This is a genomic window from Nocardia sp. SYP-A9097, assembly GCF_009649815.1.
GTDB lineage: Bacteria > Actinomycetota > Actinomycetes > Mycobacteriales > Mycobacteriaceae > Nocardia.
The window spans coordinates 192,275-202,326 of sequence record NZ_WJIC01000014.1 but is presented as its reverse complement, the minus strand read 5'-3'; the positions used below and the strand labels follow the sequence as shown (position 1 = coordinate 202,326).

The 10,052-nt window shown below is 65.6% G+C and carries 12 protein-coding genes; 9 read left to right on the top strand and 3 right to left on the bottom strand.

Annotated elements, in window-relative coordinates; genetic code table 11:
• The first annotated feature begins 131 nt into the window (after window positions 1-131).
• Entirely contained in the window at window positions 132-494 is a 363-nt protein-coding gene (locus tag GFY24_RS26220) for a hypothetical protein (RefSeq protein WP_153807751.1), read from the top strand.
• Window positions 495-505: 11 nt separating this feature from the next.
• Here GFY24_RS26220 and GFY24_RS26215 read toward each other — a convergent pair whose 3' ends face one another.
• Window positions 506-1,237 (bottom strand): VIT family protein, encoded by a 732-nt coding sequence (locus tag GFY24_RS26215; protein ID WP_153807779.1) that lies wholly within the window; start codon window positions 1,235-1,237, stop codon window positions 506-508.
• Between the two features lie 28 nt (window positions 1,238-1,265).
• A complete protein-coding gene (locus tag GFY24_RS26210; RefSeq protein ID WP_153807750.1) occupies window positions 1,266-1,727 on the bottom strand; it encodes an SgcJ/EcaC family oxidoreductase in 462 nt (153 codons plus the stop codon).
• A 98-nt stretch (window positions 1,728-1,825) separates the two neighbouring features.
• Here GFY24_RS26210 and GFY24_RS26205 point away from each other — a divergent pair, with 98 nt between their 5' ends.
• On the top strand, window positions 1,826-2,269 hold the full coding sequence (locus tag GFY24_RS26205) for a MarR family transcriptional regulator (RefSeq protein ID WP_309231342.1): 444 nt from the start codon (window positions 1,826-1,828) through the stop codon (window positions 2,267-2,269).
• Between the two features lie 77 nt (window positions 2,270-2,346).
• A complete protein-coding gene (locus GFY24_RS26200; RefSeq protein WP_153807749.1) occupies window positions 2,347-3,441 on the top strand; it encodes a calcium:proton antiporter in 1,095 nt (364 codons plus the stop codon).
• A 10-nt stretch (window positions 3,442-3,451) separates the two neighbouring features.
• Here the strand turns inward: GFY24_RS26200 and GFY24_RS26195 are convergent, their stop codons facing one another.
• Window positions 3,452-3,670 (bottom strand): nuclear transport factor 2 family protein, encoded by a 219-nt coding sequence (locus GFY24_RS26195; protein WP_228566658.1) that lies wholly within the window; start codon window positions 3,668-3,670, stop codon window positions 3,452-3,454.
• Window positions 3,671-4,092: 422 nt separating this feature from the next.
• On the opposite strand from GFY24_RS26195, the gene GFY24_RS26190 reads away from it, so the two are divergent.
• The 6 genes from GFY24_RS26190 to GFY24_RS26165 are packed head-to-tail and all read left to right on the top strand — an operon-like array spanning window position 4,093 to window position 9,910.
• Complete coding sequence (locus tag GFY24_RS26190; RefSeq protein ID WP_153807747.1) at window positions 4,093-4,941, top strand: ABC transporter permease; 849 nt, start codon at window positions 4,093-4,095, stop codon at window positions 4,939-4,941.
• The gene (locus GFY24_RS26185; protein WP_194853028.1) at window positions 4,941-5,804 is read left to right on the top strand and encodes an ABC transporter permease; all 864 of its coding nucleotides are present in this window, start codon (window positions 4,941-4,943) and stop codon (window positions 5,802-5,804) included. Before GFY24_RS26190 ends, GFY24_RS26185 begins: the two co-directional genes overlap by 1 nt.
• A 32-nt stretch (window positions 5,805-5,836) precedes the next feature.
• Window positions 5,837-6,835: an MlaD family protein gene (locus GFY24_RS26180; protein ID WP_309231341.1), complete on the top strand. Its 999-nt coding sequence runs from the start codon at window positions 5,837-5,839 to the stop codon at window positions 6,833-6,835.
• Window positions 6,832-7,830, top strand: coding sequence for an MlaD family protein (locus GFY24_RS26175; RefSeq protein ID WP_153807744.1), 999 nt, complete (start codon window positions 6,832-6,834; stop codon window positions 7,828-7,830). Before GFY24_RS26180 ends, GFY24_RS26175 begins: the two co-directional genes overlap by 4 nt.
• Window positions 7,818-8,828 carry an MlaD family protein gene (locus GFY24_RS26170; RefSeq protein ID WP_153807743.1) on the top strand — a complete coding sequence of 337 codons (1,011 nt, stop codon included), beginning with the start codon at window positions 7,818-7,820 and terminating at the stop codon, window positions 8,826-8,828. The genes GFY24_RS26175 and GFY24_RS26170 overlap by 13 nt, the downstream gene beginning before the upstream one ends.
• The gene (locus GFY24_RS26165) at window positions 8,828-9,910 is read left to right on the top strand and encodes an MlaD family protein (RefSeq protein WP_153807742.1); all 1,083 of its coding nucleotides are present in this window, start codon (window positions 8,828-8,830) and stop codon (window positions 9,908-9,910) included. The genes GFY24_RS26170 and GFY24_RS26165 overlap by 1 nt, the downstream gene beginning before the upstream one ends.
• Window positions 9,911-10,052 lie beyond the last annotated feature (142 nt).

Sequence of the window (10,052 nt, the reverse complement as noted above, 5' to 3'; positions counted from 1 at the left end):
GCCGCCACCCCCGCCCGCCCCGGTGATTCCGGATATTCTCGTGCCCATCCTCCCGTTCCTGGTGCCCCCACCACCGCCCCCACCTCCGGCCCCCTGACCGGCGGGCCGCCGGAATCCGAAGGAGGACAACCATGCTCGGCAGCCCGCAGGAATCCCATCCGGTGCAGGAGGGCGATCTCGATCCGCGCGGCCTGGCCGCGGTCGTGGTCGTCTCGGGACTCATGGTGCTCGCCATCGGCGCGGGCATGCTGCTCACCGGCTCCGGTGAGTCCGGTGCCGCGGACCCCGCTCCCCGTCGCAGTGTCGCCACCCATCAGCGAGCCCCGCTGCCCCATCCTCCGGCCGGTCCGGCGAACGCGCCGGTCGCACCCGCGAAGGGACCCGCCGCCTCGCCGAAGGGACCCCCGGTCGCGGCGGATGTGTATCCGGCGCGGGTGCATCCGCCCGCCACACCGCATCCGGTAGAGGCGCCCGTCCTGTCACCGTCGGGCTAGCCGACCCGGGGCTATAGCCCGGAAACGCCTGCGAGCTGGCCGATTCCGTAGGTGACCGCCATGGCGAGCGCGCCGCCGATCACCACGCGCAGCACGGCTCGCGCTGTGTTACCGCCGCCCAATCTCGCGCTGACGGTGCCCGTAATCGCCAGTGCCACAAGCACTGCCGCGAAGGTCACCGGGATTCGCCAGGATACCGGCGGTAGCAGAATCGCCAGTAGTGGCAGCAGTGCGCCGAGGGTGAACGCGAGGGCGGAGGAGATGGCAGCGTGCCAGGGGTTGGTGAGTTCGGTTGGGTTCAAACCCAATTCGGCGTCGGCGTGCGCCCGGAAGGCGTCGTGTGCGGTGAGCTCCGTGGCGACCTGCCGTGCGGTGGCGGGCGAGAGTCCTTTGCCTTCGTAGATCTGCGCCAGCTCGGCCAGCTCGAAATCCGGCTCCTCGGTCAGTTCCCGCTTCTCCTTGGACAGCAATGCCTTCTCACTGTCCCGCTGGGTACTCACCGAGACGTACTCGCCGGCGGCCATGGAGATCGCACCGGCGGTCAATCCCGCGATGCCGGCGGTGAGGATCGCGGAACTGTCGGTTGTCGCCGCGGCCACACCCACCACCAGTCCGGCGGTGGAGACGATCCCGTCATTGGCCCCCAGCACCCCGGCCCGTAGCCAGTTCAGCCGCGAGGCCAACCCTTCGGTGTGCGGTTCGTGGGGATGCGGTTCCCCGTTGGTCTGCGCGTCGACGCTCATTTCGTCCACGACGGCAGCCTATGTCACGTCATGACCGATTTGCCGTGCGCGCTGCCGGGCGGGTGGCGGGCTGGAACTTGAAGGAGATGGCCTCCATGATCGGCTTGTGCTGGGTCTTCTGCACGGCGGCGATGCGCCATTCGCCGCCGGTATCGCGAATTACCGTGTAGGTGGCCAGTTTTCCGAGCTTCTTGGCTTCACCTCTACCGGATTCGCCGCGGGTCACCACGACGGCGGTGTCCATGCCGTAGTGCCGGATCTCCTGGATATCGATGGTGAGCCGGGTGCCTTTCAGGAAGCTGTCGAAGAGTGCCTGGTGGGCCGCGCCGATCTCCTTTCCGCCGTGGTAAACGGTGCCGACGAAGGTGACATCGGTGGCGTCGTCGGTGAAGCACGCACCGTAGCCGGCTCCGTCGCCGCGGCCCCACGCCTCGGCGCTGCGCTCGAGGAGAGCGTGGATGGCGGTGGTGTCGATCTCGTTGCTGGACATGGTCTTCGCCCCTCCGTGTTAATCTTTCTGCCTAGAAGATTCTTCTTCATCAAAGAAGTCTCTTCGTTTAGGAAGAGATTACGTACAGGAGGTGGACCGTGTCAACGCCCGAGGGGTCGAAGGAAAGCGCTATCTTCCGGCGCTATCTCAGCGCCGTCGTGCTGCACGCCCAGGCCGGCGCGAAGGCGGTCGGATTGGGCGCGACCGATCTGTACGCGCTCAATATCCTGGAGTTGAGCGGCCCGATGACCCCCGGTGAGCTGGGCACCCGCACCGGTTTGACCACCGGCCCGACCACTCGGCTCATCGATCGGCTGGAGGCGGCCGGGTATGTGCGCCGCGCGGCCGATCCGGGCGATCGGCGCAAGGTGATCGTCGAACCGGTCGGCCGCCCCGCCGATCTGGACAAGGTGCTCGCTCCCGCACGCCGGGCGATCGGTGAGATCCTCAGCGAATACCCGGCTGACCAGCGCGCGGTCCTGTTCGAATACTTCGAGCGCGCGGCCGCCGCCTATCAGCGGGCCGCCGAAGAAATCGCCTGACGAACTCTCATAGGTCCGGCTCGCCGAGCGAGGGCTGGCTCTCGTTTCGCGGCGTATGCGAACAATTTGCTGGAACGATGAAGGCCATGGTCGGTCTCGCCGTTCGCTCTTGGTCCGTCGTCATTCCGCTGCTCGCCGCCCTGGTGCTGGCAGTTTCCTGGGGGCGCGATCTCGGTCCGGCGGTGGTGGTGCTGGTGTCCGCGGCACTGGTCGGCGCGGTGCTCTCGGCGGTGAGTCACGCCGAGGTGGTGGCGCACCGGGTGGGCGAGCCGTTCGGATCGCTGATTCTGGCGGTTGCGGTGACCATTATCGAGGTGGGTCTGATCGTCACGCTCATGCTGTCCAGTGGTGACAAGGCGGCCTCGCTGGCCCGCGATACCGTCTTCGCCGCGGTCATGATCACCTGCAATGGCATTCTCGGGCTGTCGCTGCTGGTGGCGGCGGCGCGCCGGCGACTGGCGGTGTTCAATGCCGAGGGCACCGGTGGCGCGCTGGCCACGGTCGCCACGCTGGCCACGCTGAGCCTGGTGCTGCCGACCTTCACCACGAGTGAACCGGGCCCGGTCTTCTCGGCCTCGCAATTGATCTTCGCGGCGACGGCCTCACTGGTGCTCTACGGTGTCTTCGTCATGGTGCAGACGGTCCGCCATCCGGGTGACTTCCTGCCGGTCGAGGAGGGTGAGCACACCGAGCATGAGCATGACGAATTGCCGAGCAACAAGCAGGCTTTCGTCAGTTTGAGCCTGTTGCTGGTGGCGCTGATCGGTGTGGTCGGCCTGGCCAAGCTGGTCTCGCCGTCCATCGAAAGCGGTATTGCCGCAGCGGGATTGCCCGCGTCGGCGGTCGGTGTGGTGATCGCGCTGCTGGTGTTGCTGCCGGAAACCATTGCGGCGGTGCGGGCCGCGCGTCGCGAGCGGGTGCAGATCAGTCTGAATCTGGCGCTGGGTTCGGCCATGGCGAGTATCGGCCTGACGATTCCGGCGATCGCGCTGGCCTCGATCTGGATCGAGGGTCCGCTCATGCTGGGGCTGGGTGCGACGCAGATGGTGTTGCTGGCCTTGACCGTTGTGGTGGGCGCGCTCACCGTGGTGCCCGGGCGCGCGACCCTGCTGCAGGGCTGTGTGCACCTGGTTCTGTTCTCCGCCTTCGTCTTTCTGGCGGTCAGTCCCTAGACCGGGACGGTCACGAATTCCAGCGGTAGACCTGTCCGTCGCGCAGTTCGTACGCGCTCGCCGGCTCGAGTTCGGCGTCGTGGCCGGCGAGCCGGGCCATGACCCGGGTGCGGCCGCGGGTGGTGATGCCGTCCGCGGTCCAGTGCACGTAGGGGTGTACGAGTTTGGCGAACGCCGTCCAGTCGTCGGACGCGACGGCCGAAAGGACCGCCGACACTGTTGGATCCACAGGGGTCAGTGAACACGCCGGTCGGTCTTCTCGCGTCGATATGGCGGAAAACCGCCATAGATGAAACTTGCGTTCTCAGATAGCTGTCAGTTCACCAAATTCCGGTTTCGGTATGGCCGAATCGGTTTTCGGGCATGCGCCGAGGCTTCGCTGGACGTACGTCCAGGTCCATGTTGATATCTGTTACGACTGATAACACGTTCTAGAATTGCAGGTCACACGGATAATCGTGCCGTTGAACAGTATCGCGGTCGCATGTACCGGTAGCTAACTTAGAGGCGTGGGTCACACTTCAAACGGATTTGTTGTAACTCTGCGTAACCATTAGCTTTGATGGCAGGCAGTGTTGCCGATCACGGAGAAGAAGATTTGAACCTCGTCACCCGGCGTCGAATTCGGCGTCTCGTACAAGTCGTAACGCGATGACCCGGACCCTCCCGCGCACCGCTGCTGTGCGCGGCAATGTCCGCATCGTTCGCGAGAACTTCTCCGGCACCGTGGTGGCCTCGCTGCGCACCTTCGGCCGTGCGGCCGGTATCGCACGGGAATCCGTCGGCGGCACTTTCGGCGATATCGCGCGCGGGCAGTTCCAGTGGAAAGAGGCGATTCTGCAGGCGTGGCGGCTGGTGACGGTCACCGCGATTCCCGCCATCCTGATGGCGATTCCATTCGGTGTCATCGTCTCGGTGCAGGTCGGCAACCTCATTCACACTCTCGGCGCGGATTCACTGCTCGGCGCGACCGGCGGTCTCGGCGTCATCAAACAGGGCGCGCCGCTGGCCACGGGCTTTCTGCTCGGCGGTGCGGGCGCGGCGGCCTTGGCCGCGGACCTCGGCGCGCGCACCATTCGCGAGGAGATCGACGCGCTGAACACCATGGGTATCAGCCCGATTCACCGCCTCGTGATCCCGCGCATGGTGGCCATGCTGGTCGTCGCGCCGCTGCTGAATGTGCTGATCATCTTCGTCGGTGTACTCGCCGGATATGTGGTGGCCATCGGCGGCCAGAACGTCACCCCGGGCAGCTACTGGGCCACCTTCGGCTCCTTCACCACCACCGCCGATGTGTGGATCTCGCTGCTCGAGGCGGTCATTTTCGGCTTTATCGTGGTGATCATCGCCTGTCAGCGCGGGCTCGAGGCCAAGGGCGGGCCGCGCGGTGTGGCCGATGCGGTGAACGCGGCCGTGGTGCTCTCGGTGGTGTCGATCGTGGTGGTCAATCTGATCGCCACCCAGATCACGGCGATGTTCCTGCCGACGAGGCTGGCTTGATGTCGGCTACGTACGTCCCGAAGGGACTGGGCTGGGTCGCGCGTTCGTATCACCGTCGCGGGCTGGTGCTGCGGCGCGTGGAGGGTGTGGGCTTCGTGCTCGCCTTCGTGTGGCAGGTGCTGTCGTCGATTCCCTTGACGCTCGAGCGGTATCGCGACGAGACCATGCGGGCTATCACCAATATGACCTGGGGTCGCGGGTCCATCATCGTCGGCGGCGGGACCGTGCCGATGATGATCGTGCTCGGCCTGGTCATGGGTGCGTCGGTGGCGGTGGAATCCTTCGAGACCCTGGACATGCTGGGCATGGGCCCGGTGACCGGTCTGGTGTCGGCGTACGCCACGACTCGTGAGCTCGCGCCGATTGCCGCGGCCATCGGTTTCGCGGCGCAGGCCGGCTGCCGGATGACCGCCGAGATCGGTTCCATGCGGATCTCCGAGGAGATCGACGCCATCGAATCCCTGGGCCTGCGTTCGGTTCCCTTCGTCGTGACCACCCGAGTGCTGGCCGGTGTGGTGGCGATCGTGCCGACCTTCCTGATCGCGCTGATCATGTCGTACCTGTCCTGCCGCGGACTGATCACCTTGGTCCACGGGTCCTCGGCGGGCGTCTACGACCACTATTTCTTCCAGTTCGTCTCCGGCTTCGATGTGATCGCGGCCGTGGTGAAGGTGGCCATCTTCGCGGTGGTCGTGATTCTCATCCACTGCTATTACGGCTTCTTCGCGACCGGTGGTCCCGAGGGTGTCGGCATTGCCTCGGGTAAGGCCGTGCGGGCCAGTTCGGTGGCGATCATCGCCCTGGACATGGTGCTCTCGCTCGCGCTGTGGGGCTTCAATTCGGCGATCACGTTCACGGGGTAGGGATGCCGAACTACGGAATGCCAGGTGTTGCCGTGGACCGGAAACGGTCCATGGCGGTCGGCGCGATCGCGCTGGCCTTGATTGTCGCGGTGGCGATCGGCTGGACGGTGTACTCGTCGCAGAAAACCGAAGCCGGACTGCCGATTTCGCTGCGCACCGAGCAGATCGGTGACGGCGTGCTGGTCGGCACCGAGGTGCGGGTGAACGGGGTCGTTGTCGGCACGGTCACCGAGATCACGCCGGATGCACACGGGACGCAGCGAATCGATCTGCGGCTGGACGATTCCCGGCTGTTCGGGATCGACGACAGCATGCTGGTGGATTACGCACCCGCGAATCTGTTCGGTATCAGCGAGATCGAGCTGCGCGGCGGGCCGGGTGGCGCGCCGCTGCGGGCGGGCGCGGTCATCGATCTGACCGGTTCGAACGCGAGCGCGGTCTACGACGCCACCATGGGGTCGATGCTGCGCAGTGCCGCGCAGGTCGGCGGTTCGGTGCTGACACCGCAGATGGCCTCGGTCATCGCGCAGGCCGCGGCCGATACCGAGGCGTTCACCCCGCTCGCGCAGGCGCTCATCACCGCTGTCCGGACCGTGGCCGACAACCAGAAGATGCCGCTCTCGGAGCTGATGGGTCAGCTCGGTCCGGCCTTCGACGGCGGTGGCAAATTCGCCGGGGCGACCGTTCAAGTGGTCGACATGATCCGCAGTATTCAACGGCTGCAAGGCAATCGGGCCGACTATGACTCGAATCTGGCGCTGGTGACCGGCAAGCTGTTGCCCGAACTCGCGAAAACCCTTGGTACGGCGGGGAATCAGCTCTCGGGTCTGACCGACATGCTCGCACCGGTGCTGGCCATGCTGGCGCAGATGGTGCCGCAGCCGCAGCAGTCCAGTGCCGAATTGCGCACGCTCATAGAGCGTTTGAGCGCCGCCATGCCGGATAAGGGCCACGGGCCGGAGCTCGATGTCGAGGTCGAGCTGCGGGGTGTGCCCGCCGTCGCGGTGCCCCTGCTGGGAGGTGCGCGATGACGGTCAAGGGAGCGGCCTGGCGGCTGGGCCTGTTCACCTCGGTGATCGTGGTGGTGCTCATGCTGGTGATCACCGCGATTCAGCGACCGGTCTCGGGTGAGACCGAGACCCATGACGCGATCTTCACCGATGCCAATGGTTTGAAGGTCGGCGATGACGTGCGCATGTACGGCGTGCAGGTCGGCAAGATCAAGCACATCGAACTGGAGGGCGCGAAAGCGCGAGTTCAGTTGTCGGTCAAGACCGATGCGCCGATCTACGACACCAGCAAGCTCGCCATCCGGTATCAGAATTTGACCGGGCAGCGGTACATCGATCTGCAACAGCAGCCGCAGCCGGGACAGCGGCTGCGGGCCGGAGCACGCATCGAAATCGACCACACCGTGCCGTCTTTCGATGTGACCAGCCTGTTCAACGGCTTGAAGCCGGTGCTGGCCACCATCTCTCCCGAGGCCATCAACCAATTCAGTGCCAGCATGGTCGCTTTGATCAAGGGCGACGGCAGTGGTGTCGGCCCGGCCATGGACGCCATCGGGAAACTCGCCTCGTACGTGGACAATCGGCAGCAGGTGATCGGCACGCTCATCCGGAATATGTCGGAGCTGGACGATCGGCTCAGCGGGCGCGTGCACTATCTGGTGCCGCTGCTGGCCCGGCTCAGCGATATTTTCCAAGCGCTGCAATCGAATATCGGCGGGCTGGCGCAGTTCGCCATGACCGCGCCGTCGGTGCTCGGGCCGATCGACAGCCTCATGCGCACGCTCGGCATCAATAGCGGTAGCGATGTGGACGCGCTGATCCGGCGTGTCTTCCCCGATGCGCAACAGGCAGTCGAGGTCTTCGGCCGCCTGCCCGCCGTCCTGGCCGCCGCCGATGCGTCCACGCCCGCCGCTGCCGGCGGCTGGAAACCGGTGTGCAGTAAGGGCAATGCCGAGGTACCGCAGGTGCTTCAGGTGCTGATCGCGGGACAGCAGGTGGCGGTATGCAACGGATGAGACTGCCGCGCTTGCTCGTTCGTGACGATCGTGTCGTCGACGACGGCACCAAGCAGAAACATGAACTGCGCCTTGGGATTATCGGCGCGGTATTGGTCGCGCTCGGCCTGCTGGCCACCGGCGTGCTGTTCGTCGTCCCGTTCGGCAAGCACACCTACACCGCCGAACTCTCCGAGGCGCAATCGGTGAAAACCGGTGACGACGTACGCATCGCGGGCATCTCCGTCGGCGAGGTGAAATCGCTGGAGTTGAAGCCGGACAAGGTCGTCATGCGCTTCACGGTGAATTCCGATGTGTTCCTGGGCGATCAGACCTCCCTGGATATCCGCATGCTCACCATTGTCGGCGGCCACTACGTCGCTGTCTTCCCGGCTGGTGACAAAGCCTTGGGAAACAAGGCGATTCCCGCCGATCGCGTGCGCCTGCCGTACAGCCTGGTGCAGACCTTCCAGGATGCGGCGACCCCGCTGGCCGAGATCGACGGCGAGACGCTGAACCGCAATCTCGCCGCGCTCGGCAATTCCATCGACGGCGCTCCGGACAGTCTGCGTACCACACTGCAGACCGTCGGTACCTATGTCGATGCCCTGGACCGGCAGCGGAGCCAGGTCTCCAATGCCATTTCGGTCGCCGACGAGTACGTGCGCATGTACGACGGCGCGAAGACCGATCTCGGCCGGTTGATGGATAATGCCAACCTCCTGGTCACCGTGCTGGAGGACAAGCACTCCGAAATGGCCGAGGCCATCCGCCTGCTCAGTGATGTGGTGGGCCGCCTCGGCGGTGCGCAGCCGCAATGGGATGCCTCGCTGAAGACCAAGCTGACCGCCGCGGTCAGCCAATTGGAGCAGCTGGGAACACGTTTCGGGCCGACGCTGACCGCGGCGCAGGGGCTGCGGCAGAAGCTGTCGTCGCTGGTGATTCCGGATGGCGTGACCATCGACCAGTCCGCCCAGACGGTTCCCGTTTGCGTGCCGGTGCCCGGAAAGGACTGCTGATGCTCAAGCGGTTGCTCGCCTCGCAGGCGTTCATGTCGGTCGCCGGCGTCGTGGTCGTCGCGATGCTGGCGGTGGTCGGCTACTTCGTCTACTTCGATCCGCTGAAGAAGACCGAATCCTATTGCGCCGTAATGCCGGATGCGGTCGGACTGTATGTCGGCAACAAGGTGACCATGCGGGGTATCCCGGTGGGCACGGTGACCTCCATCGATTCCGACGGTGCGAAGGTCAAGGTCGGATTCTCGGTCGACGCGAAGTATCCGGTGTACGCCGATGCCGCGGCCACGACGGTCGCGGAATCCATTGTGGCGGACCGGAATCTGGCGGTGCTGTCCAGCGGTAAGAACCTGGCGCACTGGGATTCGTCGCAGTGCGTCACCAAAACCCTTACCCCCAAGAGCATTACCGAGACCCTGACCGCGCTCGCGGATCTGTCGTCGCAATTGCAGCGGGCGCAGGCCCCGGATGCCTTGGCGCACGGGCTCTCCGGGCTGGATGCCGCCACCGCCGGTGCGGGTCCGCAGATCAATGAGATCGTCAAGAAGCTCGGCTCGGCGCTGTCCCAGCCCGATGCCGATATCGGCCATCTCGCAGGCATTTTCGATGCCTTCGCCTCGGTCGGCGAGAAGGTGGAGCAGCACTGGGGCGACCTGCGTTCCATGCTGCTGCGCCTCGCGCCCGCCCTGAACAATGCCGGCAGCGAATTGCTCGGTCCGGGTGCCGAACTCATCGACCGCCTCGGCCAGACCCTGCCCATGCTCAATGATCTGGTCACCATTGCCGGCGACCCGATCATGCGGGCCCTGGACGACACCCTGCCGCTGGTCCGCCTGCTGCGCGCGAATGTCGGCTCGCTCTCGGAGATCATGCTCAAACTCCCCGTACTCACCAATGCCGCCGAATCGGTCATGGGCTCGGGCATCACCTGCGACTCGCCCCGCGCCGCCCTGCCCGCCCCCGAGGCCGGCCGGATCTGCGCCGCCATGAACGCCCTCACCTCCGGCTCCTGCACCGACCCTGGCAACGGCATGGTCGATGTCCCCCTGGTGCCCCTCGTGCTCGGAATGGCAGGTGCGCGATGAGAATCGGACCCTGGGAAATCACGCTGGACGCCGGTTATATCCGCTTTGCCCACCAGGCAGTAACGCCGGAGCAATCCGCACCGACACACCCACCGCACGCAGGGACTGCGCAAGCCGCAGCTGCCGCCCGGCCTGTGGAATC

Coding starts and splice junctions, on each gene's coding strand:
- GFY24_RS26220 (WP_153807751.1), top strand. CDS start 132: ATGCTCGGCAGCCCGCAGGAATCCCATCCGGTGCAGGAGGGCGATCTC.
- GFY24_RS26215 (WP_153807779.1), bottom strand. CDS start 1,237: ATGAGCGTCGACGCGCAGACCAACGGGGAACCGCATCCCCACGAACCG.
- GFY24_RS26210 (WP_153807750.1), bottom strand. CDS start 1,727: ATGTCCAGCAACGAGATCGACACCACCGCCATCCACGCTCTCCTCGAG.
- GFY24_RS26200 (WP_153807749.1), top strand. CDS start 2,347: ATGAAGGCCATGGTCGGTCTCGCCGTTCGCTCTTGGTCCGTCGTCATT.
- GFY24_RS26190 (WP_153807747.1), top strand. CDS start 4,093: ATGACCCGGACCCTCCCGCGCACCGCTGCTGTGCGCGGCAATGTCCGC.
- GFY24_RS26185 (WP_194853028.1), top strand. CDS start 4,941: ATGTCGGCTACGTACGTCCCGAAGGGACTGGGCTGGGTCGCGCGTTCG.
- GFY24_RS26175 (WP_153807744.1), top strand. CDS start 6,832: ATGACGGTCAAGGGAGCGGCCTGGCGGCTGGGCCTGTTCACCTCGGTG.
- GFY24_RS26170 (WP_153807743.1), top strand. CDS start 7,818: ATGCAACGGATGAGACTGCCGCGCTTGCTCGTTCGTGACGATCGTGTC.
- GFY24_RS26165 (WP_153807742.1), top strand. CDS start 8,828: ATGCTCAAGCGGTTGCTCGCCTCGCAGGCGTTCATGTCGGTCGCCGGC.